We start from the raw sequence: 25,300 nt of genomic DNA on the forward strand, positions 1-25,300 counted from the left end.
AGGCTAACGCTCACCAGAGATATTTTTATTTATACATAGAATAATTTTGTATTGAAAAGTTTTGTAAAGAACTAAGAAATTTTCATATTGGCATTTGAATGAATACCAAGAGCTTATACCAATGCGTGGATTTTGGAGCCACTGCGTTGGTGAACCAGCACTCTTGGAGGGTTTCCCTCCGCGCCGATGACTGGCGTAGACGCCGAAGGCGGATAAGCGAAAGTAAGGGTTCCCCGGCATAAAGGAGCCTGTGCGTTGTGCGGCTTCCCGCAGGGTAGCACCTGGCGTCACGTGGCGTGATTTTGCGAAAAGTTTGATCGGAGGTTTCCTCCGCTCAAAGCTTTTCAAGACGGATTTTGGATTAAAAACATTTTATTCATAGGCTAGTCCAGAATTTTGAAACAAGACTCCCGCGTGCCAATTTGGTATTACAAATTAACAATAACTATCGTGATAGCTATTGCTGATTTTAACTGATTGCTTTTGGATGTTTTTGCAACAGTTAAAAAATAGCTCATGTTCTCAATTTCTGGGAACTTTAGTCTTTACTCAATAAGGTGAATTTATGCTTCTTTCAACCTTTGAACTTCTCGTCAAGCCTCAATTGCCACCTGGTTTGCCAAATGTACCAGCTGAATTTGAAAACCTCAGTCGTACAGTTATTCAAGGTTACTTTTTAACTCTTGCTAATACTATAAATTCCGATGTACTAGTATCTCTTGTATTTACAGCAGTTACACCAGAGCTGGATCTTGACAAAACTATCACTTTTTTAGACACAGGAGGAGACAATATAATAGGCGATTTAAGTCCTTTCAATCCTAACAAAAAAAGATTTACCATACCCATAAACGCTAATGATACAGTCTTGTTCATCTTGCAGCCTGATATTATTAGGAATAATGGAGAACTAATCAACGAAAAAAACTTTGAAGTGCGTGGTTATGTAGAAATATTTGTATCAGCACTTTCAAACCTTTCAGAGGTTACGCTTCTAGTAACTCCTGAACACCGAGGAACCTTTTTCAAGGATTTAGCAGCTAATCCTCCTCAGCTAGATCAAATTGCTTATAGTCTGCCGACAGCAACAGGAAGCTCTCTTTTTAAGCTAGAAAGTAGCCCACTTTAGGTTCATAGAAAATTATAATTCAGCGTGGGTATTTGAGGTTTTGAGTCTATTCCCATACTTAATTGCATCTTACTCTAAGAGTATCCAGAAATCTTTAGTATTTCTAGCTTAATAAACCCACGCTTTCTAAAAACGTAAACTGAATTCGACAACAGAAACTTATTAAATTTTTGTTACTACTGTATCTTAGTGGTTTCACTACAAAAGATTGTATTTAAGATTTAGTTAATTAGGAGATTTGTTATGGATGCAATACCAGAGTTTCATTCGATTTCGCGTAGCTACGTCGCTATTCACCCCAATCCAAAAGGGATTGTCCAATTTATTGGCAGCTTTGTCTTTGGCTCTTTCCCAATTCATTATTATAAATCTCTTTTTCAAGATTTATTTCAAAAGGGCTATACAATCTTTGTTTATAAATTTCCATTGAATCCACTTGGGTTTGATCATTGGAAAATTGCAATTTCATTATTAGAAGAACAATTTAGACTAAGATTAGCAGTTATCCAAAAAATCATCCAAGATGGACAAACACCAAAGGAGGAACTAGAAAAGTACTTGAATAACTCTAATTACTATTGGTTAGGTCATAGTTTAGGATGTAAATATATTGCTCTATTGGAAATTTTAAGTAACGCGCATTCAGAAAGAGATTTCGTTTTAAAGCATTGTCTTGGTACTAGCTTTAATAAGGTAGAGTCTGATATTATTTCGGCTAGTTTTACTATCAACCAAGCCGTAGAGGAAATCGAAAATTTAGTAGAAAGAAAAATTGAATATCAAAATAATTTTATTATCAACCAACCTTCTTTACTACTAGCACCGGAAATTAGTAATACTGCTGGTGTCGAAAACCCTTTTCTTAACTTATTTGTATTTCCAAATGGTTCTCAAACTCGATGTATGATTACACAAAGCAAAAAATTATTTAACTTAACTGCAATAATTTCCTTTAAATCGGATTGTATTGCAAAAGATGATGTCAGTTTTTTCATTGAACAATTGCACTTAAGAAAATGTCCACTCCTTCATTTTGAATTAGAAGGATGGCATTTAGAACCTTTGGCTACCGAAAATAGTAACTTGGTAGATTATGTAGACAAAGTTCTAGAGACATTGCGAAAACGATTGTTAGAAGGATGTAAAGCTGAAGTGCCATTGTCAAGTTAAGGAGTAAACAATGCCATTTCACTTACGAATGCCATCATTATCAATTGCACTGTAAATATCATTTGGGGCAAGCCCTAACCAAGGATCTGAACTAGGAGTTAAAAATAATTCAGCGTAAACTCTTTCATTTAGTGCCTCTACATTGCTTGTTTGATTACCCTGTACAAACCACTGATGAATTTGTCTGTGCAGCATATATTCATTTCTAACTGTATCAAGAGCCATTGCAGCTTCAAAATTGCGAATCAGTCTGGTTAAATTCTCTTCCGGGTTTTTGGCAGACTGATTTTGTTTAGCGCGGATTAAAGAAATACTATTTCCATCAAGCTTGGCATCAGCAGAATACAATTGGGCAATTCTATTCCAAGTTGCTTGATCGGTAATTTCTGAAGAAGTGTTTTGAATTTTTTGAGGCTGGAGTGTATTTAGCATTGGACTTTCTAATCTCATCTTTGCTACTGCCAGAGAACCTGCTACTGTAGCATTTGGAGTTTCATTGGAATTGGCAGGAATTTCTACCATTCGTGGTGGAGATTGAATACCTAGCTGAGATAAATCAGCTGTCCATTGGGTTTGAATAATATTGAGGCGATCGCGGTGATACTGGCGTAAAAAAGCCTCCCTTTGCGAGCCGCTACGTTTACTAATTTCCTTTACTGCTGCTTTTGCCTGTTGTAGTTGACTTAAAAAAGCTTTAGGACCGTATAATCCAGGGATAGCATCAATTGGACGCCCTGAACTATCAAGAATATAGTGAATACTATTACCTGTAATTGTCCGTTCTAATTTACGTCCATCGCCAAAATCAATCGTCACTTTCGGTACAGGACGCACTGATTGCCAATGCAGGATAAAATCTTCTTTTAGTTTCTTAGAAATTTCAGCATTTGGATAAAGTACTACCCGAAAAAATCGGCTGTTAGCACAACTGAGATCTGTATTTAATTTACCTAGCAACCGTAAAGATAGAATTGGTTTACCACTAGTTTTGGCAGCAGATTTTGCTTGTTCTAAGTCAGTGTACCAGTAAAGCTTGGAAGCGTAACAGTCTTGTTGCTGACAAACTTCGTCTAAAGCTGCTCGAATTTGTGAAGAATTTAATTGATTAACGTAAGATTTGAGAAATACTTCTAACCCGCTTTGCCCCTGTGGGCGTAGTTTTGCAACTTCTTGAGATAGTTTAGATATTTTTGATATAGGAGTTTGAGAATAAGCTAGTTGTGAAAGACTGATGCCAATTAGCATCAATGTAAATGGAATTTTTAAACTAGTGAATTTCATAATTACAAGTAAATAAGCGCATTAGTTTAGTTAAACTAATTAGAACTATTATCTGCTAATTGAGTTCCCAGTATAATCTTTGTAAATAGGCTACTTAAATTTTTGTGTAAACCTAGCACAACTTAATATTGTGTTTGTTGCTTTGCTATCTTAAAAACAAATTATTACACTGTCAATATAAAGCAATAATCTGTGCAGCATATACGCTATACTATCCCATTCAGCAAAAACAAATGACTATCCTTAACACTCGCAATTTATCCCTAGAAGAGGTGCAGCGTCTTTTTGGCTTCCAAGAACAGTATATTGAATCATTCTCACCTCTGTTATCTTTAGAACTTCTCACAGAGTTAGAACAACAAGAACTTCTGCAAATTAGAGATGACTTTCGGCGCTATCTCACATCTGGTAAAGTTTCCGAAGGTCAGGTAAAGTTTCTTGTAGTTGCACCCTTACTCAGATTAGCTGGCTTTTATCGCTATCCTATTGAGATTCGCTTGGAAGAAGATATTGCTGATATTGAAGTGGAAGATGAAGATTTAATAATTAAAGGAAGATTTGATATTTTAGCTGTTAGTAAGGCTAAACATACAAAACCACAAGTATATTTTTGGGTATTGTTAATTGAATCTAAAAATAGTCAAATAGACATATCAACAGGTTTATCTCAATTACTCACATACGCTTACAAAAGTATAGATAATCAAAAATCAGTTTGGGGTTTAACGACCAATGGCAGAAGTTACCAGTTTGTTTATATCCAACAAGGAAACCCTCCTATTTATCACCTGATGCCAGAATTAAATTTGATGGAAAGAGAACGTTCCATGCAATTGCTACAAGTTTTAAAAGCCATTTGCCAACTATAAAAAAGAATGTTGAATATGAAATGTTATTAAACCCCCAAACTCTTCAACAAATCTACTGTTTGCGATGATTGCACTAAACCATTCGCACACAAAATACCAGATGCTGCTACTGCTGGCACACCAATTCCTGGCATAGTGCTGTCACCAACACGATATAATCCTTGAATTGGTGTATGTGGCCCTGGAAACATTCCTTTACCTGCTGTGATCGCAGGGCCGTAGCTTCCCTGATATCTCCGTAAATAATAAGCATGGGTGAGTGGTGTACCGATCAGTTCTAAAACTACACGCTGTCTAAGATCGGGAATAATTTTTTCTAGGGCGCGATATAAAGTTTCTGCTTTTTTTTGTTTCTTTTGTTCATATTCTTGATTTCTTTCCCAACCGACATAGGGTTCTAGGGTGTAGGCGTGAACTACATGATGCCCTTTGGGAGCAAGTGCTGCATCCCAAACGCTGGGAATTGAAATCATGCAAGTATTCCCTGGTGCGGTGATATCCTCGCTGCTGTCGTGAACTACTACATGATGTCCTGTCAAATTCTCCAAGCCATCGGCACGAATACCTAAGTGTAAATGCATAAAGCTATCGACTGCTGGCGTAGCTAAAGCCGCTTGACGATAAGATGCTGGTAAGTCTTCAGGAAGCAAAAGTTTTGTGTAAGTATCCCAAATACTGGCATTAGAAATTACTATAGGCGCTTTGAGAATTTCGCCTTTTCGCGATCGCACGCCTACAACTTTCCCAGCCTCTACTAGAATTTGCTCAATATGACACCCCAAGAGCAACTTTCCACCCCAGCGTTCCAATCCCCGCACTAAGGCATTGACAATTGCTCCACTTCCACCTACTGGATACTCAACACCAGCACGGGAACGTTCGCCCAACATAAAAGCTACCTCTGGAGCAATAGTGCTGTGTGCCTTTAAACCAGACAGTAGAAAGCATTCTAAATCGATGAGCCGCCTTGCCCAAGAATCATTTACTGTAGCATCCATTACATTACCTACTGAAGCTTGAACAAGGGGTAAATGGGGTAGCATTTTCCACAAAGATGGTAAATAATGCCTGAGCAAGACGGGAGCTATTTGCCAATCTGCTCTCAGTGCTAAACTGGGTATGCCTTTCATTGCTTCGTACAAAGGCAAGAGGCGATGGGTAAACCGCTCTAATTCCGTAGCTCCATAATGAGTAAATTTTGCTACCTCTTGACGATAAAGCTCGGTATTGCTGTAAACTGCAAAGGTACCTTCTGGAAAATGGTAATGTCCCAAGGGATCGTAGCGTATGGCTTCTAACGATTCACCTAAAACATCTAAAACTTGTTTGAGGGGATTTAGACTTTGGGCATCTGTTAAACCACAATAGAATGAAGGGCCAGAATCAAATTCAAATCCCCTTCGTCTAAAGTTGTGAGCAGCACCACCAGGAATTGTGTGGCTTTCACATACAATTACGCGTTGATCATAACGAGCAATTAACGCAGCAGCACATAATCCACCAATACCGCTACCAATAACGATGACATCACTATCTTGCATTTTTGTTGTTTGTTAATTTTTGTTGTTTGTTAGTAGTTAGTAGTTAGTAGGGGAGGCAGCGCGCCCTTGCGGAGCCAGTGCGGTGGACGGGTTCCCCGGCATAAAGGAGCCAGCGCGTTGCGCGGGTTCCCCGCGTTGTAGCGACTGGCGTCACCTGGCGTCGGGTTAAGCGCGTCGAGTGCGACTGCCGTGCGGGTTTAGAAGATAAGTTATCGGTTTGAACCGAAAGTTAATCAACAAAACCCGCCCGTACAGTAGTTGGTTGTTTACCACTATTCACTAGCCACTATCCACTATCCAATATCCATTGACTAATGATCGAACCATTGATTGAATTAAAGGGAATTTCTAAGTCCTTTGGTAATAATAAGGTTTTAGATGATATTGATTTGACGATTTATCAAGGAGAAGCATTGGGGATAATAGGGCCTAGTGGCACTGGTAAATCGACAATTTTACGTGTGATCGCGGGGTTAATTGCCCCTGATGCAGGAGAAATTTATATAGAAGGAACCCGGCGAGAGGGTTTGATTGAGGATGGAGCCGATCCGCTTGGCATTGGAATGGTATTTCAGCAAGCGGCGTTATTTGATTCACTGACTGTGGAGGAAAATGTAGGGTTTTCATTATATCAATCCTCGAAACTGCCAAGAGCGCGTATTCGCGAGTTGGTTGAAGAGAAATTGGAGATGGTGGGTTTGCCGGGAATAGGCGATCGCTATCCTGCTGAACTTTCTGGAGGTATGCGAAAACGAGTTAGTTTTGCCCGCGCGATTATGTCTAATCCTGAACACCCCGAAGAAGGGCCAGATGTTTTACTCTATGATGAGCCGACAGCTGGACTCGACCCGATCGCTTCCACAGTCATAGAAGATTTAATTAGGCAGTTACAATCTACGCAGGGAGCTTGTGGCACCTACGCAATTGTCACTCACCAAGACAGTACTATTCGCCGAACAGCAGACAGAATTATCCTTCTCTATCAAGGTAAAGTGCAGTGGCAGGGTACAGTCAACGAAATCGATAGCACAGATAATGCTTTGATCAGACAGTTTATGAGTGGAAGGGTATCAGGGCCAATTCAAGTAGTAGGTTAAGACAATACGGGATTTTGAATTGCTAAGTGCTAATAGCTAATTGTTCATCGCAATTAACCATTAACCATTAGCAATTAACAACAGGGAGGAGAAAAAATGCGATCGCGAACATTGAGAGAAGGTTCTGTCGGATTATTGATATTAGTGGGGTTAGGCGTATTTGGAGCGATTATCTTATGGTTAAATCGCTTTACTGCTGCTAGAAGTTCGTATAAAGTGTTTGTTGAATTTGCTAACGCTGGTGGGATGCAAAAGGGGGCTGCGGTTCGTTATCGCGGCGTTAAGGTGGGTAATATTTCTGCTATCCGTCCAGGGCCAAACAATGTAGAAGTAGAAATAGAAATTGCCGATCCTAACCTTATTATCCCTCGTGATGTCACAGTAGAAGCCAATCAATCCGGTTTGATTAGCGAAAGTATCGTTGACATTACACCCAAATCACCATTAACCTCCCAAGAAGTTGCTGCTAAACCATTAGACAAAAATTGCGATCCTAGCTTGATTGTTTGTAATGGCTCACGATTAAAAGGTCAGATTGGCATTAGCCTTGATGAATTGATTCGCACTACCAGTCGCTTGGCTGTTCTTTATACTCAGCCAAACTTCTATGGCAATGCCAATGAAGCATTAAGAAACACTTCTGTTGCCGCAGCCGAAGTAGCTCAACTCAGTCGTGATATCTCTAATTTGACTAAATCTACGCAACAACAGTTAAGTAGTTTTTCAAATGCTGCAAATGCGGTATCAGATGCAGCAGATACAATCAGTGTATCCACTTCTAAAACTGTTGCTCAATTTGGTACTACAGCCCAGGAAATTAGTGCAACTGCAAATCAAGCTAATCAGTTGCTCAATAACCTTAATACCCTGGTGACAACAAATCGTTCTTCGCTAGTTACAGCGTTAAATAATATTACCGAAACCAGCAACCAACTGCGAACAACAGTTGGTAGCCTATCGCCGACTGTAAATCGGTTAACGCAAGGAGAGTTACTACAAAATTTAGAAACCCTCTCGGCAAATGCTGCCCAAGCCTCAGCTAATTTGCGTGATGCTACCCAAGCGCTAAATACTCCTAGTAATCTGTTGGTACTACAACAAACTTTGGATTCTGCACGAGTAACATTTGAAAATACTCAGAAAATTACCTCTGATTTGGATGATATAACTGGCGATCCTGCTTTGCGAGAAAAAATTAAGCAGTTGATTAATGGTTTGAGTGGTTTGGTATCTTCTACTGAGCAAATGCAACAGCAAGTCAAAGTCGCGTCTACCTTAGATGCAATTCAAACGGACATTAAAAATCCAAATGTCAGACTAACAGCACCAGAAAAAAGTCAACACCAGTTGATGTTTCACATTTCACCTCCTGCTATGACAAGTGCTAACAAACAACTTCAACCAAATGTGAATTTTGAATCTCTAAATTCATCTCAACAAAAGTTATTGCAGCAGTTACGACAGTACGAAAAGCAGCGACAGCAAGAGGAACTTGCTAAATGAGCCAACAAAAAAGCGATCGCAATCTCATTGTTTTGACTGTTGCGATCGCATATAAAATTTGTCTCTACAAATTTATATTTTCCGTACCACAGGCTGATTGTCTTTGACTTCGCCAATTAAAACTACATCGGCACAATTGACAAAGATACCGTTTTCTAAAACACCAGGAATATTATTCAGTGTTTTCTCTAGATTTTCAGGGTCATCTATAGTCTCAAACTTAACATCTATTACCATATTACCTTGGTCGGTAATTACTGGGCCAGCTTTTTTGACTCCCATACGGAGTTCTGGTTTACCACCCAGCTTTTCAATTGCCTGCATCACGGGCGTGACTGCCATTGGAATCACTTCTACTGGCACAGGAAAAACTGAACCCAGGCGATCAACTAATTTGCCACCATCGACAACGACAACAAATTGATTAGCTAAATAATCTACTACCTTTTCACGAGTATGTGCCGCACCACCACCTTTAATCAGATTTTTGTGCGGATCTACCTCATCAGCACCATCAATGGCAATATCAATATGGTCAATAGTGTCTAAAGTGGTTAACGGAATACCGTATTGCTTTGCCAAAACTTCTGCTTGAAAAGAGGTAGGAACACCAACAATATCTTTTAGTTCACCAGACTGAAGGCGTTCTCCGATAAACTGAATGGCATATGCTGTTGTTGATCCCGTACCTAAACCGACAATAGAACCTGATTTGACTAAAGCTGCGGCAGCTTTGCCTACTTCTTGCTTCATCAATTTCACGGGATCTGTCGCTGCGCTCATTCCCAAAACTCCTGAAAAACTGACTATAGTCCATAGTAGGGGAGAGTGGGAGAGTGAAAAAGTTAAAAGTTAAAGTTTTAGAAGCAAAATTTACCGCAAAATTCTTGCGATCGCACTATTAGCCTGAGACTCATACCCGCCACCAAACAGATTAAAATGATTGACTATGTGATACAAGTTATACAAAGTCTTTCGCTTCTCATATCCCTCATCTAGAGAAAAAATCTCGTTGTATCCCCGATAAAACGCTGCTGGAAAACCACCAAAAAGTTCTGTCATTGCGATATCGACTTCTCTATCTCCAAAGTAAGTCGCCGGATCGAAAATCACAGGTTCTCCTTGCACGCTAAACCCAGCATTCCCGCCCCACAAATCACCATGTACCAAAGCCGGTTGCGGGTTGTGTCCTTCCAATAGTTCAGGAATAGCTGCCAGTAATTCTTCTGCTTGGGTAAAACGCCCGCCCCGCCGTCTTGCCAACTGAAATTGATAACCCAAGCGATGTTTGGCATAAAATTCTGCCCAGTCTGATGTCCAAGTGTTGATTTGCGGTGTAGAACCGATAGTGTTGTTGATTTCCCACCCAAAACCTTGCTGACTAGTAGTTTTGTGCATTGCCGCTAAATTACGCCCCATTTCTTCCCAAGACTTGGTATTACCTGAACCAATCTCTAGCCATTCCAACACTAAATAGCAAGAATTTCCTGCTGTTCCCCAACAAATTGGCTTGGGAATGCGAATTGTATTTGTATCAAACATTTGCTGTAAACCCAACGCCTCTGCTTCAAACATGGCAGCTTGAGATACTTGGTTAAGCTTGACAAAGTAGGTACGCTTACCGTCAAAGACAGCATATCCTTGGTTGATGCATCCACCACCAATGCTGCGTCGCTGTGAGGAACAAAATTTTTCGCCACTTACTTGGCTAATATGGGCATCAATTTCAGTCCACATTTTTTAGGGGATAGGGGATAGGGGACAGGGAACAATTAACATTATCTAATACTGATAACTGATAACTGTTTACTGATGTGGTTTGAGAACTACTACACCGTAAGCATTTGGAGAAAGATACTTTTGGGCTGCTGCCATCAAGTCAGTTGCATCCTGTGCCTGAATATGGTTTGGATAATCAAAGGCTGGTTCCAAATCTCCTATCAATGTTTGATAGTAGCCATACAATCCGCCACGATCGCTTGGTGTTTCGTTACCAAAAATAAACCGATTCGCGACTCGCTGACGCACTTTGGCAATTTCTGACTCTGGAATAATCTCTGTTTGCAGTCTCCTGATATTTTGGGCGATCGCCTCTTCTACAACAGTTAAATTTTCCACCGAACAATGGGCAGAAATATAAAATGTCCCTTGGAGTTTATGAGTAATATTGCTCGCAGAGATATGAGAAACTAGTCCCCGTTCTTCCCGCAAATCCCTGACAAGTCTAGATGTTCGCCCGTGTCCTAAAATGGCTGTCAAAACATCTAAAGCATAAGTTTCATCGAGTTGTATCAACCCTGGCACCCGCCAAAGCATTACCAGTCTTGCTTGCTGGAGACTTTCATCAATAAATTCATGGCGGACAATTTCTGTAAATTTTGGTTCGGGAGCGATCGCTAAATGTTGATTGCTAGTTGTTGTTTTTTGATGGCGATCAGTTTGTGTAAATCCCTCGGCAACAATTTCAATTAATTCTTCTACTGGCAAATTACCCACAGCCACAGCTGTAATTGACTGAGGTTGATACCAACTACTATGAAAGTCCCGCATTTGCTGGGCTTGGAGTTGAGAAATTACCTTTTCTGGACCTAATACCGGACGTCGATAGGGTAGCTCTGCAAACGCTAATTCCATTGCCCTTGTGTAAGTTCGGCGACGGGGATTGTCTTCAGAACGCCTAATTTCTTCTAAGATGACAAATCGCTCCCGTTCAAAGGCGTCATCAGTAATACTAGCATTTAGTACCACATCTATTTGGAGTGGGGCAAGCTCGGCAAAATCTTTAGGAGCAGTGGTGATGTAGTAATGAGTATAATCCTGGCTCGTGGCGGCATTGGTAACAGCACCCCGCTCTTCAATTCGACGTTCAAATTCCCCTATTGCTAGTCGCTCAGTTCCCTTAAAAATCATATGCTCTAAAAAGTGAGCCATGCCGTTAATTGCATCCGTTTCTATGGCTGAACCAACGTTAACCCACAAGCTGAGATTAACTGCTTCCACCGACATCTGTTCAGCCACGATTGTCAAACCATTGGGCAATTGGTGCAGTGTTGGTGCATTCAGGCGAGGAAGTTTTAGCAGGGTTGAGGTCATGGGTTATTCAGAGGAACACTAATACTCTATATCTTACATAGGCTTTAATTGAGCATTGTAAAGATATCACTTCACTATAGAAAATTTACTGATTCTTACCTGTGTTGTGAAGGTACTTTTGTTATGGCGATCGCAACAATCAGATAAAATTATGAATATAAATATTAAGAAATATAAAGAAATCTTCAATGACCAGTCGTAAAAACAAATCCCGTGCGATCGTGATCGGTGCTGGAATCGGCGGACTCACTGCTGGAGCATTATTGGCGCATAGAGGATATAGTGTTCTGATTTTGGATCAAGCCTTAGTACCAGGAGGCTGTGCTTCTACCTTTAAGCGCAAAGGCTTTACCTTTGATGTCGGGGCTACCCAAGTAGCAGGATTGGAGCCAGGAGGAATCCACCACCGGATTTTCTCAGAATTAGCAATTGAATTACCAAAAGCCACGCCTTGCGATCCTGCTTGTGCTGTTTATTTACCTGGAGAACAAACACCTATTAATGTTTGGCGCGCTCCCGAAAAATGGCAAGAAGAACGGCAAAGGCAGTTTCCAGGCAGTGAGCCTTTTTGGCAGTTAATAGCAGCATTATTTAAAGCAAGTTGGGAATTTCAAGGACGCAACCCGGTACTACCACCCCGCAACCTTTGGGATTTGTCGCAACTAATTAAAGCCGTACGTCCAGGTACATTAATTACTGTGCCTTATACCTTATTTACAGTTGGTGATGCTTTGCGTGCCTATGGGCTAGAAAATGATAGGCGTTTGCGCACATTTTTGGATTTGCAACTGAAGTTATATTCTCAGGTGAATGCAGAGGAAACTGCTTTACTTTACGCGGCTACGGCATTGAACGTATCACAACAACCGCAAGGATTATTTCATCTCCAAGGTAGTATGCAGGTACTGAGCGATCGCCTAGTAGAAGCCCTCGAAAGAGATGGCGGAAAGTTGTTAATGCGCCATAGTGTCGAACAAATTATCGTCAAGCATGGCAAAGCAACGGCAGTGATAATTCGCGATCGCCAAACTGGGGAAGTGTGGACAGAACCAGCAGATTGCATAGTTGCTAATGTTACCGTCCAAAATTTAATGCAATTGCTAAGTAAAAAAGCGCCCCGTGGATATCAAAAGCGCGTGCAAAAATTACCACCCGCATCAGGTGCTTTTGTAGTGTATTTAGGTGTAGATGAAAGCGCTATTCCACTTGAATGTCCACCCCACCTACAGTTTATGTATGATCTGAATGGCCCGCTTGGTGAGAATAATTCTTTGTTTGTATCCGTTAGTCATCCAGGGGATGGTCGTGCGCCTGCCGGAAGAAGCACAATTATTGCATCCACTTTTGTAGATCCGCAAAATTGGTGGCACACAGAAGATTATCAAGGTTTAAAGAAAAAGTATACAGAAGATGCGATCGCTCGCCTTGCTCAATTCTTCTACTTGAAACCAGAAACTATTATTCATGTAGAATCAGCAACACCCCGCACATTTGCAAAGTTCACAGCACGCGAGCAAGGAATTGTTGGTGGTATTGGTCAAAGAATACCTACGTTTGGGCCTTTTGGTTTTGCCAATCGTACACCCATCAATCATTTGTGGTTAGTTGGTGACTCAACCCATCCCGGTGAAGGTACCGCAGGCGTCAGTTACTCTGCACTGACAGTAGTCAAGCAAATAGAAGCAGAATTTAAAAGGAGTTAGTGTGAGATGCCCTATACCAGCTTATAGCAGGTAATGAAAACCTATCTTCTCTAGCCCCTAGCCCCTAATTTTAAGAGGCTACATATAGCTAACCTGAGAATGGGAATGGGAAGCCTTTTGAATTTCTTCTTTAATACTGTCGATGTCAATGAAGCAATCAGCAACATTAATCAAGCTTTCGCTAGTCATAGAACGCAAACTGACAACCTCTACCCTTACTCCTTTGTAGGAGACAGCGTTAACAGCATAAGCAAGGTCTCCATCCCCGCTCACTAAAACCACAGTATCGCAGTAGGGAGCTAAAGTCATCATATCTACAGCAAGTTCCACTTCCAAATTGGCTTTTTTAGAACCATCAGGAAATTGCACTACATCTTTGGTGACTACACGATAACCATTACGACGCATCCATAATAGAAAACCCTGCTGTTTTTCATTGGTGCGATCCACTCCAGTGTAGAAGAAAGCACGCAAAAGTTTGCCACCTTTTGCTAGATGGCAAAGTAATTTTGAATAATCAATTTCAATACCTAGTTGCAAAGCCGCATAAAATAAGTTTGAACCATCAATCAGAACAACTACTCGACCGCGATTTGAGACATTGCAAATCGATTCTTCACTAGAAATATCTGGCATTTCGATGTTGTCATCTTGAAAACTCGTTTCAAGCAAATTTGGTTCTTGATATAGCGGTTGCTGTTTCCATCCTTGATTTTGATTGTTTTTTTTGTTAAAATTAGCAATAGTCATTATTACCTCTAAATGTAAATTCAAGAAATTTGTTAAGACAAATTGTCAATGAAAGACTGTGATTGTTAGCGCAAAGGCACATTCAGCTTTCTTACAGTTTGTCAAAGTTTTGTTTGAGTGTGGACTTGCTCAATATAGAGTGTCACATTACAACTACTTGGCCAAAGATGATAGCTCATATTTTATATAAAGAACAATCTATGCCAGATGAGAAAATCGGCAGGAGATATTGTCAGTAGCTTTGTGTAGCAATTAAATCCCTTTTATAACATATGTAACGTAAATGCAAACTAGTGTTCTAAACTTTACAGCACTGTAGTCTGTGCCTGGTAAATCTGTTTTACCCCTATTAGCATAAAAATTCATTCTAGTTCATTGTCGACTTGACTGTGGGGCAGGTAATACAGATTCAGAGTTCCAACCTTTGAACTATCATCAGGTTATACGATTTTGGATACTTCGATAAGCTCAGTACAAGTTTTGGAAATGGAATTGAAAATTGCCTTCTATCTTCGGGTTCCGGTAATCCATCTGCCCTGAATCAATTTTTCAATTGGTGTGAGGAGATACCACAAATATTAAGTCTCTAACTAACGGCTTTTTCACCGCAAGCAACAAATGCAAGAAACACCTCTGTTGCCTTTCCTTCTACCATCTGCCCTCTGCCTTTGTTAACAGACAAATTGAATGTTACTGTCCTTCAATCATCAACGGTGTTGGTAACTGCGTTGATGGCGGTGGTGGCTGAAACTGTGGTTGAGGTTTAGGATTAAGTAGCTCACGCCATGTCCGGATTTGCTCTTGTGCTTCGCTATAAGCAGCTGTGCTACGGGGAATTAGTTTAGCCGTTTCAATTCCTTTCAAGATATCAGACTCGCTTTGAGAGCGTGCTGTCTGCAATATTTGCTGGCTCCATTGATCAATAGCTATATTAACGTCGGTTCTTAAAAAACTAGTAACAGGCACCCGATTAGCCAATCGAATTGCCTCTGCCAGAGCTTCTGGATTGGCAGCCAGTGCTACTTCCCGTGCTTTTCTCCAATTCTCTGTTGCGTCAATTTGTCCTTGCCAATCATCAATTGCTGTTTGTGCTTCGCCAGAAAGTGCTCTTCCTGGTGCAATTTGTCGTGCAACCGTAATCGCACCGGAAAGGTTGCCAAGGCTAGCCAAATTCCTGGCTTGATCTAGGAAGGGTTGATCTTGAATACGCTGAACCTTCGCTGTCCAATTGGCAATTTTTCTTCTCGCTTCTCGATACAATGCACGACCGCGAGAAATCTGACTTGCTTCGGCGATCGCGGCTTGCAAGGAGTTAACATCCTCTAAGACAGCTATTTGTTCAGCACGATCTAGATATGGTCTATCTTCAATAGTCTGGATCTGTGCAACCCAGCCATTAATTTCTTGTTTTGCCTCTTGCGCGCGGGGATTAGCATCGGGAATTTGTTGTGCTTCAGTAATCGCTGCTGCCAAATCGGGAATTGAGCCTTGCAGAGCTAGCGATCGCGCTCTATCTAGCCTGACGACATCTTCAATTTCTAGCTGCCAGAAAGCAATCAACTGCTGTGCTTTTTCATAACTCGGTCTTGATGAATCAATTTGGCTAGCTTGAGCAATTGCAGTCTCTAAACCGGCTACATTACCTACCCAGGCATTTCTTTGCGCCTCAGCCAAAGCAATAAAGTCTTCAGTTTCCAATTCTAATCCGGTAATGGGAGGAATTTGTTGGGCAATGGAAATAGCTTCGTCCGCATTGCGCTGGTCTAATTTTTGCTGCGCCAACTCCAACATTTTGCGTCCAAAATTGGGAATTGTTTCTTGAGCCTTCTGATAAACGTAACTGCTTTTTTCTATAGACTCTACCAGCTTGATCGCTTTGATTAAATTGTCCACATTGCCGCTTTGTGCCAGTCCTTCGGCTTTTGCCAATTTTTCGCCGTCTTCCCTAGCTACAGTAATCAAACGATTTAATTCGTCATATTTAATACTTGCCCAGAATCTATTATCTACCCGCAGTAATTTTGCAGCAGTCATAAATGCGTCGTGCCATTTCTGATCGCGCATTTTAGCTTCTGCTTCATTGTAGGTGTTTTCTGCGTCCGACCAAATTGATTGCCAGTTGGAGATTTCTTCTTCTACGAGTTTGTATGCAGGTACATCTTCTGGTATTTGACGAACTGTGGCGATCGCTTCTTCTAACTTACCGACGTGGAAACTTTCCGCAGCCAACTTTACAATATCTCGCGACCATTCTTCAATAAAACGGTCTATTTCCGGTCGCAGTGGGTGGCTTCTTGGCAATTGTTTAACTAGGGCGATCGCTTGTAACAGATCTTTTACTGTTTGTTTAGAAGCTGCTAGTTGAGCACAGTGCAATCTTACCGAAGCACTAGCAAGAGGCCAGAAAATCGCTGGACAGTTTGGCGCTGCTGGCAACTTTAACAGCATTGCCATGGCCATGAATGCTACAGTTCCAGGAATAATTGTTAACAATAACACCCACAAAACCCAACTTTTCACCCAGCGCGGCAGCTTTTTGGAACTACGGCTAGGTGGCAAAGTTGTTTGAGAATGAAGCTCATCTTCCAAAGATGCTGGTTCGAGATTGCTGCGTTTTGACCGCTTTGCAGACTTAGAGGTGGAACCATTAGCTGGTACACCTTGTTTTGATTGGGATAATCTTGTTATCGGATCTGGCTGCATATTTCCGTCTTGCGACCAACTTTCTGGAATATCCCGCTCTGTCATTTTTCACACCGAGGTAATTTAACAGCGATCAGCCTTAAATTTTAACTTCTGTTGTTGTCATGGTAACCCTCCTATTAGGAAAAAGCTACCTCTTGCACGAACTTATCTCCATAGATATCATTACCATCTTTCAATTTGAGTATGTATTTATACTGCTAATTGGTAGCAGAAGATTCTGCTTGTAAATCGACAATTAACTGAGCTAAATGAGCGCTACTTGCCTGGTAGACTGTGCTGCAAAAATCGCAAGTTGCTTCGGCACCATCATCTTTAACGATCATATCTTGTAATTCTGCTTCTCCCAGCATTTTTAGTGCTCCTAAGACACGCTCAAAAGAACAACCACAGTGGAAGCGCAGCATTTGCGTTTCAGGAAATATTGCCAATCCCATATCTCCTAATAAATCTTGAAAGATTTCTGTTAAAGATTTGCCAGCCTGCAACAATGGTGTAAAACCAGATAAGGCGGCAACTCGTGATTCTAAGGTTTCTATTAAAGCCTCGTCCCTAGCTGCTTTGGGCAACACTTGTACTAGTAAGCCACCCGCAGCCGTTACTCCATTTGCACCCACAAATACACCTAAAACCACTGCTGAAGGAGTTTGTTCTGAAGCACCGAGGTAGTGAGCTACATCATCGCCGATTTCACCAGAGACCAATTCTACTGTACTGGAGTATGGGTAGCCGTAACCGACATCGCGTACAACATAAAGATAGCCCTCACCAACAGCACCACCAACATCTAGCTTACCTTTCGCATTAGGAGGCAGTTCCACAGTTGGATTTTCTACAAAACCTCTGACAGTGCCATCTAAGCCTGCATCCACTAATATACCACCTAAAGGGCCATCTCCTTTGACTCGGACATTGACCCTAGAACCGATTCGCTTCATGCTGGACGCCATTAACAAGCCTGCTGCCATAGTTCGTCCTAATGCAGCTGTAGCCACATAGGAAAGCTTGTGGCGTTGCCGTGCTTCTTCGGTTAAGCGAGTAGTGATAGCACCGACTGCACGAATTCCACCATCGGCTGCCGTGGCGCGAATTAATTGATCCGCCATGAAAAACCTTACATTTCTTTACAAATTTACTTTTTCTATTTTAAGTTCACAGCTTGATTAAAAGTAACCAAACTAAACAAGGATATCCGTACATTGAGATAGTGAATTACCCCAAAGTCTCGAAAGACATAAGTTCTTCTTTGTAAGATCGAGAAAAATCCCCTACGTTTGTAAACGATTTATCTCATGCTGGGTACTTTTCAAAAAAGCTTATTGCGGATAGAGATCGAAGCCTCCGAAGCTGAACTTCGTGATTGTCTGCTACGTCCCGTACAACTAGAAAAATGGCTTCTCTCTGGTCGTTTATCTCCCGGAATGCCAGAACAGCTACATTCAGGATTGCAATTTACGACTCGAACTGGGCCAATCACAATTCATCATCAGGTAGAGGTGGCAAAACCCAACTGTCTGCGTTTGATTTTAAGTCAGGGAATTGATGGGTTTCACGAGTGGTATTGGGGAGAAGGTTGGTTACAGTCTCGTTTAGAAGGAGTATCCCTTTTGCCACTAGCTGTAGGACAATCTTTAAATTTACTAAGTTTACGTCAGTTTTTATCGAACAAAAAGTAAGGGCGGGTTTACCATAGATAGCAATGGGGGCAGGTACAATACCTGCCCCTACCATTATTTAAAATGGTTTGAAATTACAAAGAAGCGTTTTGCAACTCTGCCGTGCGCACGGATAGCTGTTGTGTCTGGTTACCGCGTTGTATTCTCACCTGCAATACCTGACCAACACGAGAATCTTCGACAATATTTTGTAATTGATCGGCGCTAGTAATTGATTGCCCTTCAACTTGAACAATTACGTCCCCACGACGAATACCTGCATTAGCAGCCGGAGAGTTGGGTAAAACTCGTACTACCAAAACTCCGTTCACTTCTGGAACCTGGATTGGAGAGTTGGGATCGCTGTTGTTTTGTTTAGCGAGCTGAGGTGTCAAAGTTACCATTTGCACGCCCAAGTAAGGATGAGCTACTTTGCCACCACGTTCCAATTGGGCTGTTATTTGTTTGGCTTTGTCAATGGGAATGGCAAACCCAATCCCCATTGCGTCGGCACGAATAGCTGTGTTAATACCAATTACTTCGCCCCGCTCATTTAATAAAGGGCCACCAGAGTTACCAGGGTTAATCGCAGCGTCGGTTTGAATAAAATCCAACCGTTTATCGGGGATACCAACTTGAGCGCTGGAACGTCTGAGGGTACTCACGATTCCTAAGGTTACGGTGTTGTCAAATCCTAAGGGGTTACCTACAGCGATCGCCCAATCTCCAACCTGAACGTTAGACGAGGCACCCAAAGGAGCAACTGGTAAATCACCAGCGTTAATCTTAATTAGTGCCAAATCGGTAACTTCATCAACACCTTGAACTTTGCCTTCAAAAGAGCGACCATCTTTGAGGCGTACTGTCACCTTGTCAGCCTTATCAACCACATGGGCATTGGTCAAAACCAAGCCACTCTTATCGATAATAAAACCAGAACCAAGACCACGTAATTGTTCCGGAGGAAGTTGTCCCTGAAAGCCTTCACCAAAAAACCGCCGGAAAAATGGATCATCAAAGAATGGATCAGGAATACGGCGAGTCACTGTACGTTCAGTATCAATTCTGACGACAGCTTTCCCAACACGATTGACAGCTGCCGTCACAAAGCTACTACTACCAATAGCTGTTGCTGCTGGTGATTGCCGTTGGGCAACTAGTTGTGACGTGTCGGCTGTGATCGGATTTGGTGCCGGTTCAGCTTGGGAGGGCGAAACTCGCAATGTACCAACAGTTAGTACAACTCCCAAAATTACGGCTAAAACGTGGGTAGTAAATTGACGTATAGATCTGGGTAAGTGGGAAAATCGCATAACCACAACCTAATATTTCATTTTATGTAGTTGCGTAATTGTGAGCTTTCTGTGCAAAGCTTTTTTACAGGCTTGATGAGAATCTCTGCGTAGTGACGCTTACTCTCATCAGGAAGTTTCGCGGTTTGGCTCAATCTTCTACTTTGGATCTGGCACGACATATCTATTTACTAAATTTATTAAAAAAAATCATTAAAAAGCTATTCTAGACATTCACACTTTTGAGGTTCGGCTTTCACCCATTTCCAAAGTTAATAATAAAACCGAAAAGGCAAAATGTAGGAAAAACTTATGATTTATAACTTCTATTCTAATTTCTTACTCTGTTATGCCCTCTAGGCTAGGATCTAGTTTAATACCAGAATTTCTGTAACGACAAATGAACGGATCGAAGCAAATTGCCAAATCATCCTTGCCCAGTTGTGAACAAGATGAAGATTTACTCTCTCACGATAAAGATCATGCCCATGCAGATCACACTCACAAACACGGGCAGTTGGCTCATGCTCACGTCCATAGTGAAGAGTCTCTACGGCGAATTGTTAACAGATTGTCGCGTATAGAAGGACACATTCGCGGTATCAAGACTATGGTACAGCAAAATAGCCCATGTCCTGATGTTCTACTCCAAATTGCTGCTGTGAGGGGTGCACTGGATCGGGTTGCACGAATTGTTTTAGATGAACATTTAAGTGAGTGTGTTGTTAGAGCCGCCGAAGAGGGTAATATTGATGTCGAAATCGAGCAACTCAAAGCTGCTTTAGATAGGTTCTTACCTTAGGTGAGTTTGCGGAGATTGGGATTTGAGTAGATAAAGCCCAACTTCCTAAACCTTAAATACTTATTCAAGTCCGTTTCGGCGGACTTTGTTTATGTTTAATAAATAATAAATATTTCATCTAGTTTGACTGCATATTTTAAGAGCAGGAAGTCATCAGTCAAACAGATTTTATATCTGATTTATAATCTAAAATTTTACTTTTTGCTTATTAAAAACTGCTGTAATATAAGTAGTGATAAATACTTATATCTATTCTTGAGAAAGATGATATTAGCAAATTATAAATATCACTATTATTTACGTAGCATTTCCAATCGACCACTAATTATTTTTCTACATGGTTTTATGGGTAATTGCCATGAATTTGAGGAAGCTATTCAGTTACTAGAGAGTGAATTTAATTGTCTTGTAATTGACCTGCCTGGACATGGACAAACTCAAATTTTAGGTGGTGATGAATGTTATAAAATGGCAAATACAGCTTTATCTTTAATTAATTTATTAGATTATTTAAGAATTCCTAAAGGTTTGTTAGTTAGCTATTCAATGGGTGGTAGATTAGCACTATATCTTGCTCTACATTTTCCCCACAGATTTACTAAAGTTGTATTAGAATCAGCTTCTCCAGGTTTACCAACAGAATTAGAAAGATTAGAAAGAGTACAAAAAGATGAGCAAATAGCGAGAAAACTAGATAGAATCGTTGAAAAAAGTGATTGGATATCTTTCTTATCAAATTGGTATAGCCAACCAATTTTTGGTAATATAAAAAACCATGTTCAGTTCCAAAAATTGATAGAAATTAGGTTACAAAATAATCCAAAGGAATTAGCAAAATCTCTACGAATGATGGGTATAGGATTTCAGCCTTCTTTGTGGGAAAAACTTCAAGATAATACAATCCCTTTACTTTTGCTAGCTGGCGAATATGATGAAAAATTTGTAGATATTAATACACAAATGGCTAATATATGTAAATTGAGTCAGTTGAAGGTAATTAGGGATGCCGGACATAATATTCATTTTGAAAATACAATGGCATTTGTAGAAAATATCCGGCAATTTTTATTGTAGGCAAAGCCTATTCAATAGTGTTACCAGGCTTAACCTGATAACAGAGTATTTTTTCTAAGTCTAGTATGTATTAGATTTTAGTTGGTTTGACAAATGACATTGGGAATTATTGAGCCTTATAATGGCGGATTTCTAGAAATTATTCCGGAAGGAGAATATAGTGACTACTGGCTGATCGCAGCGATACATATAAAAGGAGAAGTTTTCCGCCCTAGTCCGCGATTTTATCGGAATGAGCAGCAAGCACTCAGAAAAGCACAAAAAATTTTTGATTGGATAGCCAGTTACGATAGTGAAATTTGCGATCGCGGATATTGGAACGAAGAAATGAGAATTTTCCTATGGCATCAATCAAAGGATCATGTTTAGAAGAATTTGCCTGAAGGGAATGCAACACATTTACAATGGGTTTTGGTTGCCAACTTTTGGTTGTGGTTTTTTAGTTGCCTTTAGTTCTTCTTTTAACATTTTCTGATAAATCTGAGGCAAATGAGGACTGATAGAATTAGTTTCTATGCCATATCCCAAACTTGTCCATGTGGGCGAAAGTCGTCGTAATACCTCATTTAGCTTACCCTTTTTCAAAAGCCCAGGAATATCAATTCCCCAAAATTCGGAATCGCTTAACCAACGATAAACGACTGCATCTTGATACTCTGGCTCAAAACTGTAAGAAACCCAAAACATTAACCGCATAGGATTGGGATGATATTTAGGCGCTACCAAAAACCAAGTTTTATTAATGATTTGATATCTACCAGCAGCAGTTGAACAGTTCCCTTTGTTAGGGCCAGTAACAATTGTGACACATATCTCTGGATGGCTACTCAAGTCGCTGATATGCTCTCCACCATACAAAATCGAATAGGGGCGGTTGCTACTTGCTTCACTAGCTGAGATAGTTCGCATTAAAGCGCGGATATAAGGATTGCCCCCTTTCATAACTAACGGTGGTTGTTTAACTGTAAAAACGGGATCGGGGCGCGATCGCATACCGTCAATGATGTACCACTGGAACAAATATACGAAAACTAGAAGGGCGGCTAATGGTGCGATGAATTTTTCAACACCTTTGAGTTCAAAGCCTTTTAGAGTCCAATTCTTCAATTTTGCTTTTACCATCAAAAATCTAAAAAAAACAATATTTATTGGTAGGGGCGGGTTGTAACAGCAATTTCTCTAGGATGACAAAACATCTAAATAAACCCGCCCGTACAGTGGTTAGTAGTTAGGTTTCTTGTTCCCCTTGTCCCCTTGTCTGCATCTCCTCTACTCTCCCACTCCTCCCCGTGTACCCATTTCTTAGATCAAGCGATACTGGCAAATAGTTCCCCGAAACTTTTAACAGCAGCATCGGGTTTAGCTACTATTTCTACGATTTTATTCCGTGCTGTTGGCTCCAACAGTGCTTCAACGCATACTTGAGCGACTTTTTGGCGAGGAATGCTGCCTTCAAATAAAGTATCGGCACTCTGCATCACGATATGGTTGGAGTTATCTTCGTTTTTCAAGCCACCTGGGCGGACAATCGTATATGTAAGACCACTTTTTTGAATATACTCCTCAGCTTGTTTTTTCCAAACTAAAATTAACCAAAACAAGTTAAGGGGATGAAAAAACTGTGAAGCAGCTAAAGAAGAAACTAAGACAAAATGCTCTATTCCCTTTGTCTTGGCAGCATCAACTAAATTTTTAGTCCCTTCGTAATCTACCTTGTAGGGACCTGTTGGATCAAAGCTAGGTTTTGCTCCTGTAGCACATAACAGTACAGTACAATCTCCTAAAGCAGCAGTTAGGCTTTGTCGATCTAAAACATCACCCTGCACTAATTCGACTTCAGCAGGCAAAATACTCCTTGCTTTCTGAAGATCTCGTACTAAGGCGCGAACGGGAATGCTCCTCGCTATTAGTTCTTCTACGATTCGACGACCTGTTTCACCTGTTGCCCCTGCTACAAAAGCTTTCATAATTAACGCTATCCTGGGAAGCTAGTATGGTTTGTTTTAGTTCTTATTTTAGAGATTCCATGAATTTTATGATCTGTTTTTAAGTTTTCAGTCAAAATGGGATCTTAGTGCGAAAAGTATTTCTAAAGATGGGAAATATTTATTTAGACATTGACTAAAATTCATACGAAAATCCTTTATGATTTCCAAAAATCGAGAATATCAAGCCTTTGAAACAACTGAAGCCGTTTTGTCTGTAACGACGATCGCACAAGCAGATAGCCAAAAAGCATCTCCAGAAGAAACATCAGGAACACCAACTCGCTTTTATGGTCATTATCAGGATTGTATGGAAATGTTTGCCTCAGCAGACAAAGTCGCTGAGTATCTTCAAAATCACAATTTGTGGTTTTCGCGCTGTGCCGAGCCGATGAAGGTAGAACCACTAGGAGAAAATGGCTATGCTTTAGTAATTGGTCGTTTTGGCTCCTTTGGTTATGAAGTTGAGCCAAAAATTGGTTTAGAACTTCTTTGTCCAGAGAACGATATTTACCGGATTCGCACTATTCCTATTCCTGGCTATCAAGCTCCTGGTTATGATGTAGATTATCGAGCTTCGCTGCAATTGGTAGAAGAAAATCAGAATTACGAAACCCTCTGCAATTCAAGGAACATAACACGAGTAGAGTGGGAATTGAATTTAACAGTTGACATTTACTTTCCCAAATTTATTCAGCGACTACCAAAGTCTCTAATTCAATCTACAGGCGATCGCCTACTTAACCAAATTGTCCGCCAAGTCTCCCGTCGCTTAACTCGCAAGGTACAGCAAGATTTTCATCAATCTTGGGACATACCTTTTGCTGCTAAAAAATAAGTAATCTATGAAAAATTTAACAATTAGCTATTAGCTATTAGCTAATAGCTAATAGCTAATAGCTAGGCATTACTGATAATTCGCTGCACAATTTGCACGCCTGTAATAGCTTGCCACGCAAACAGTCCTAATAAGGCAAAATTCAACACAATATGAGTGGCACGCGCCCAATTTGCCCCTTTTTGCATATAAGGAGATAAGGACGCAGATACGGCAATCAGACTTGTCATACCAAGTCCTGCTAGCAAGTGCGGGCCAACAAATAATTTTCCATTATTAATGTAGGTAACAGCCATACCACCTATAGAGCCTATCACCATCAAAGCTAAGAGTATAGAACCCATTTGGTAGTGTCTGACGTTATATTTGCCTTTAATTAGTTCTTTCTTTTGTTCACCTTGAGCATTTCTGGTACGCTGCACTTGTAGCCCCAAATAGGCAGCATAGATGCTAAATAACAATAACGCCCACATCAAGATTGGGTGGAAAAATTGTGACCAATATTTGACCGATGGCGACAGTTCCAGATTCATAGCCTTTGCCCCATTTATTAAATCTTCATAAAAATTAGCATAACCCTAATTGGGAATGGGGAATGGGATGATGAGGAGATGAGAGAGGGAGAGTGGAGGAGATGGAGACAAGGAGACAGACACGGGGAATTGGTTTTTTAGCGATGCTCGATGCCCATTACTAACCACTGTACGGGCGGGTTTAGAAGATAAATCGTCGATTTCAGCCGAAAAATCATCAGCAAAACCCGCAGGGTGCTTCTCTTGGCAACGCGCTGCCTCCCCTACTAACCAAATGACCAA

The 25,300-nt window shown here is 40.8% G+C and carries 25 protein-coding genes; 11 read left to right on the forward strand and 14 right to left on the reverse strand.

Features of this window, described 5'->3' with window-relative positions:
- Nucleotides 1–3 precede the first annotated feature (3 nt).
- Nucleotides 4–291 carry a hypothetical protein gene (locus QUB80_RS33530; RefSeq protein WP_289793786.1) on the reverse strand — a complete coding sequence of 96 codons (288 nt, stop codon included), beginning with the start codon at nt 289–291 and terminating at the stop codon, nt 4–6.
- Between the two features lie 274 nt (nt 292–565).
- Between QUB80_RS33530 and QUB80_RS33535 the strand changes: the two genes are divergently transcribed.
- Both QUB80_RS33535 and QUB80_RS33540 read left to right on the forward strand, forming a co-directional pair.
- Nucleotides 566–1,129, forward strand: a complete 564-nt coding sequence (locus tag QUB80_RS33535) for a hypothetical protein (protein ID WP_289793787.1) — start codon at nt 566–568, stop codon at nt 1,127–1,129.
- A 243-nt stretch (nt 1,130–1,372) separates the two neighbouring features.
- Complete coding sequence (locus tag QUB80_RS33540) at nt 1,373–2,299, forward strand: DUF1350 family protein (RefSeq protein WP_289793788.1); 927 nt, start codon at nt 1,373–1,375, stop codon at nt 2,297–2,299.
- Nucleotides 2,300–2,317: 18 nt separating this feature from the next.
- On the opposite strand, the gene QUB80_RS33545 is transcribed toward QUB80_RS33540, so the two are convergent.
- Complete coding sequence (locus QUB80_RS33545) at nt 2,318–3,580, reverse strand: thioredoxin domain-containing protein (protein WP_289793789.1); 1,263 nt, start codon at nt 3,578–3,580, stop codon at nt 2,318–2,320.
- A gap of 233 nt (nt 3,581–3,813) precedes the next feature.
- On the opposite strand from QUB80_RS33545, the gene QUB80_RS33550 reads away from it, so the two are divergent.
- Complete coding sequence (locus QUB80_RS33550; protein WP_289793790.1) at nt 3,814–4,449, forward strand: restriction endonuclease subunit R; 636 nt, start codon at nt 3,814–3,816, stop codon at nt 4,447–4,449.
- A gap of 26 nt (nt 4,450–4,475) precedes the next feature.
- Here QUB80_RS33550 and QUB80_RS33555 read toward each other — a convergent pair whose 3' ends face one another.
- Complete coding sequence (locus QUB80_RS33555; RefSeq protein WP_289793791.1) at nt 4,476–5,990, reverse strand: phytoene desaturase family protein; 1,515 nt, start codon at nt 5,988–5,990, stop codon at nt 4,476–4,478.
- 314 nt (nt 5,991–6,304) lie between these two features.
- Here QUB80_RS33555 and QUB80_RS33560 point away from each other — a divergent pair, with 314 nt between their 5' ends.
- A complete protein-coding gene (locus QUB80_RS33560; RefSeq protein WP_289793792.1) occupies nt 6,305–7,087 on the forward strand; it encodes an ABC transporter ATP-binding protein in 783 nt (260 codons plus the stop codon).
- Nucleotides 7,088–7,183: 96 nt separating this feature from the next.
- Entirely contained in the window at nt 7,184–8,590 is a 1,407-nt protein-coding gene (locus tag QUB80_RS33565; RefSeq protein WP_289793793.1) for an MlaD family protein, read from the forward strand.
- Between the two features lie 72 nt (nt 8,591–8,662).
- Here QUB80_RS33565 and rpiA read toward each other — a convergent pair whose 3' ends face one another.
- From rpiA to QUB80_RS33580, 3 genes are all read right to left on the reverse strand, one after another.
- Complete coding sequence (gene rpiA, locus QUB80_RS33570) at nt 8,663–9,373, reverse strand: ribose-5-phosphate isomerase RpiA (protein ID WP_289793794.1); 711 nt, start codon at nt 9,371–9,373, stop codon at nt 8,663–8,665.
- A 90-nt stretch (nt 9,374–9,463) separates the two neighbouring features.
- Nucleotides 9,464–10,327, reverse strand: coding sequence for a fructosamine kinase family protein (locus QUB80_RS33575; protein ID WP_289793795.1), 864 nt, complete (start codon nt 10,325–10,327; stop codon nt 9,464–9,466).
- Nucleotides 10,328–10,396: 69 nt separating this feature from the next.
- Nucleotides 10,397–11,683: a M16 family metallopeptidase gene (locus QUB80_RS33580; RefSeq protein WP_289793796.1), complete on the reverse strand. Its 1,287-nt coding sequence runs from the start codon at nt 11,681–11,683 to the stop codon at nt 10,397–10,399.
- 188 nt (nt 11,684–11,871) lie between these two features.
- Here QUB80_RS33580 and crtD point away from each other — a divergent pair, with 188 nt between their 5' ends.
- Entirely contained in the window at nt 11,872–13,386 is a 1,515-nt protein-coding gene (gene crtD, locus QUB80_RS33585) for a C-3',4' desaturase CrtD (protein WP_289793797.1), read from the forward strand.
- A 78-nt stretch (nt 13,387–13,464) separates the two neighbouring features.
- Here the strand turns inward: crtD and QUB80_RS33590 are convergent, their stop codons facing one another.
- The 3 genes from QUB80_RS33590 to hslO form a co-directional block, all read right to left on the reverse strand.
- Nucleotides 13,465–14,136, reverse strand: coding sequence for a LabA-like NYN domain-containing protein (locus QUB80_RS33590; RefSeq protein WP_289793798.1), 672 nt, complete (start codon nt 14,134–14,136; stop codon nt 13,465–13,467).
- A 690-nt stretch (nt 14,137–14,826) separates the two neighbouring features.
- A complete protein-coding gene (locus QUB80_RS33595; RefSeq protein ID WP_289793799.1) occupies nt 14,827–16,884 on the reverse strand; it encodes a chromosome segregation ATPase in 2,058 nt (685 codons plus the stop codon).
- 155 nt (nt 16,885–17,039) lie between these two features.
- Nucleotides 17,040–17,945, reverse strand: a complete 906-nt coding sequence (hslO, locus tag QUB80_RS33600; protein ID WP_289793800.1) for an Hsp33 family molecular chaperone HslO — start codon at nt 17,943–17,945, stop codon at nt 17,040–17,042.
- Between the two features lie 186 nt (nt 17,946–18,131).
- Here hslO and QUB80_RS33605 point away from each other — a divergent pair, with 186 nt between their 5' ends.
- Nucleotides 18,132–18,515, forward strand: coding sequence for a hypothetical protein (locus QUB80_RS33605; protein WP_289793801.1), 384 nt, complete (start codon nt 18,132–18,134; stop codon nt 18,513–18,515).
- Between the two features lie 74 nt (nt 18,516–18,589).
- On the opposite strand, the gene QUB80_RS33610 is transcribed toward QUB80_RS33605, so the two are convergent.
- Nucleotides 18,590–19,807, reverse strand: coding sequence for an HhoA/HhoB/HtrA family serine endopeptidase (locus QUB80_RS33610; RefSeq protein ID WP_289793802.1), 1,218 nt, complete (start codon nt 19,805–19,807; stop codon nt 18,590–18,592).
- 379 nt (nt 19,808–20,186) lie between these two features.
- On the opposite strand from QUB80_RS33610, the gene QUB80_RS33615 reads away from it, so the two are divergent.
- The 3 genes from QUB80_RS33615 (at nt 20,187) to QUB80_RS33625 (ending at nt 22,031) form a co-directional block, all read left to right on the forward strand.
- Nucleotides 20,187–20,588 carry a metal-sensing transcriptional repressor gene (locus QUB80_RS33615; protein WP_289793803.1) on the forward strand — a complete coding sequence of 134 codons (402 nt, stop codon included), beginning with the start codon at nt 20,187–20,189 and terminating at the stop codon, nt 20,586–20,588.
- A 264-nt stretch (nt 20,589–20,852) separates the two neighbouring features.
- Complete coding sequence (gene menH, locus QUB80_RS33620; RefSeq protein ID WP_289793804.1) at nt 20,853–21,662, forward strand: 2-succinyl-6-hydroxy-2,4-cyclohexadiene-1-carboxylate synthase; 810 nt, start codon at nt 20,853–20,855, stop codon at nt 21,660–21,662.
- Nucleotides 21,663–21,755: 93 nt separating this feature from the next.
- Entirely contained in the window at nt 21,756–22,031 is a 276-nt protein-coding gene (locus tag QUB80_RS33625) for a hypothetical protein (RefSeq protein ID WP_289793805.1), read from the forward strand.
- A gap of 30 nt (nt 22,032–22,061) precedes the next feature.
- On the opposite strand, the gene QUB80_RS33630 is transcribed toward QUB80_RS33625, so the two are convergent.
- Nucleotides 22,062–22,784 carry a glycoside hydrolase family 24 protein gene (locus tag QUB80_RS33630; protein ID WP_289793806.1) on the reverse strand — a complete coding sequence of 241 codons (723 nt, stop codon included), beginning with the start codon at nt 22,782–22,784 and terminating at the stop codon, nt 22,062–22,064.
- A 185-nt stretch (nt 22,785–22,969) separates the two neighbouring features.
- Nucleotides 22,970–23,629 (reverse strand): NAD(P)H-binding protein, encoded by a 660-nt coding sequence (locus tag QUB80_RS33635; protein WP_289793807.1) that lies wholly within the window; start codon nt 23,627–23,629, stop codon nt 22,970–22,972.
- A gap of 178 nt (nt 23,630–23,807) precedes the next feature.
- On the opposite strand from QUB80_RS33635, the gene QUB80_RS33640 reads away from it, so the two are divergent.
- A complete protein-coding gene (locus QUB80_RS33640; RefSeq protein ID WP_289793808.1) occupies nt 23,808–24,485 on the forward strand; it encodes a DUF1997 domain-containing protein in 678 nt (225 codons plus the stop codon).
- Nucleotides 24,486–24,547: 62 nt separating this feature from the next.
- On the opposite strand, the gene QUB80_RS33645 is transcribed toward QUB80_RS33640, so the two are convergent.
- Together QUB80_RS33645 and QUB80_RS33650 are read right to left on the reverse strand one after the other, a co-directional pair.
- Nucleotides 24,548–25,018, reverse strand: coding sequence for a DUF4079 domain-containing protein (locus QUB80_RS33645; protein WP_289793809.1), 471 nt, complete (start codon nt 25,016–25,018; stop codon nt 24,548–24,550).
- 45 nt (nt 25,019–25,063) lie between these two features.
- Nucleotides 25,064–25,300 (reverse strand): hypothetical protein, encoded by a 237-nt coding sequence (locus tag QUB80_RS33650; RefSeq protein ID WP_289793810.1) that lies wholly within the window; start codon nt 25,298–25,300, stop codon nt 25,064–25,066.

Origin of the sequence: Chlorogloeopsis sp. ULAP01, assembly GCF_030381805.1 — a bacterium.
Taxonomy (GTDB): Bacteria; Cyanobacteriota; Cyanobacteriia; order Cyanobacteriales; family Nostocaceae; genus Chlorogloeopsis.

Excerpts from the sequence above, each read along its gene's own strand:
- QUB80_RS33535 (WP_289793787.1), top strand. The coding sequence starts at position 566 with ATGCTTCTTTCAACCTTTGAACTTCTCGTCAAGCCTCAATTGCCACCT.
- QUB80_RS33540 (WP_289793788.1), top strand. The coding sequence starts at position 1,373 with ATGGATGCAATACCAGAGTTTCATTCGATTTCGCGTAGCTACGTCGCT.
- QUB80_RS33545 (WP_289793789.1), bottom strand. The coding sequence starts at position 3,580 with ATGAAATTCACTAGTTTAAAAATTCCATTTACATTGATGCTAATTGGC.
- QUB80_RS33550 (WP_289793790.1), top strand. The coding sequence starts at position 3,814 with ATGACTATCCTTAACACTCGCAATTTATCCCTAGAAGAGGTGCAGCGT.
- QUB80_RS33555 (WP_289793791.1), bottom strand. The coding sequence starts at position 5,990 with ATGCAAGATAGTGATGTCATCGTTATTGGTAGCGGTATTGGTGGATTA.
- QUB80_RS33560 (WP_289793792.1), top strand. The coding sequence starts at position 6,305 with ATGATCGAACCATTGATTGAATTAAAGGGAATTTCTAAGTCCTTTGGT.
- QUB80_RS33565 (WP_289793793.1), top strand. The coding sequence starts at position 7,184 with ATGCGATCGCGAACATTGAGAGAAGGTTCTGTCGGATTATTGATATTA.
- rpiA (WP_289793794.1), bottom strand. The coding sequence starts at position 9,373 with ATGAGCGCAGCGACAGATCCCGTGAAATTGATGAAGCAAGAAGTAGGC.
- QUB80_RS33575 (WP_289793795.1), bottom strand. The coding sequence starts at position 10,327 with ATGTGGACTGAAATTGATGCCCATATTAGCCAAGTAAGTGGCGAAAAA.
- QUB80_RS33580 (WP_289793796.1), bottom strand. The coding sequence starts at position 11,683 with ATGACCTCAACCCTGCTAAAACTTCCTCGCCTGAATGCACCAACACTG.
- crtD (WP_289793797.1), top strand. The coding sequence starts at position 11,872 with ATGACCAGTCGTAAAAACAAATCCCGTGCGATCGTGATCGGTGCTGGA.
- QUB80_RS33590 (WP_289793798.1), bottom strand. The coding sequence starts at position 14,136 with ATGACTATTGCTAATTTTAACAAAAAAAACAATCAAAATCAAGGATGG.
- QUB80_RS33595 (WP_289793799.1), bottom strand. The coding sequence starts at position 16,884 with ATGACAGAGCGGGATATTCCAGAAAGTTGGTCGCAAGACGGAAATATG.
- hslO (WP_289793800.1), bottom strand. The coding sequence starts at position 17,945 with ATGGCGGATCAATTAATTCGCGCCACGGCAGCCGATGGTGGAATTCGT.
- QUB80_RS33605 (WP_289793801.1), top strand. The coding sequence starts at position 18,132 with ATGCTGGGTACTTTTCAAAAAAGCTTATTGCGGATAGAGATCGAAGCC.
- QUB80_RS33610 (WP_289793802.1), bottom strand. The coding sequence starts at position 19,807 with ATGCGATTTTCCCACTTACCCAGATCTATACGTCAATTTACTACCCAC.
- QUB80_RS33615 (WP_289793803.1), top strand. The coding sequence starts at position 20,187 with ATGAACGGATCGAAGCAAATTGCCAAATCATCCTTGCCCAGTTGTGAA.
- menH (WP_289793804.1), top strand. The coding sequence starts at position 20,853 with ATGATATTAGCAAATTATAAATATCACTATTATTTACGTAGCATTTCC.
- QUB80_RS33625 (WP_289793805.1), top strand. The coding sequence starts at position 21,756 with ATGACATTGGGAATTATTGAGCCTTATAATGGCGGATTTCTAGAAATT.
- QUB80_RS33630 (WP_289793806.1), bottom strand. The coding sequence starts at position 22,784 with ATGGTAAAAGCAAAATTGAAGAATTGGACTCTAAAAGGCTTTGAACTC.
- QUB80_RS33635 (WP_289793807.1), bottom strand. The coding sequence starts at position 23,629 with ATGAAAGCTTTTGTAGCAGGGGCAACAGGTGAAACAGGTCGTCGAATC.
- QUB80_RS33640 (WP_289793808.1), top strand. The coding sequence starts at position 23,808 with ATGATTTCCAAAAATCGAGAATATCAAGCCTTTGAAACAACTGAAGCC.
- QUB80_RS33645 (WP_289793809.1), bottom strand. The coding sequence starts at position 25,018 with ATGAATCTGGAACTGTCGCCATCGGTCAAATATTGGTCACAATTTTTC.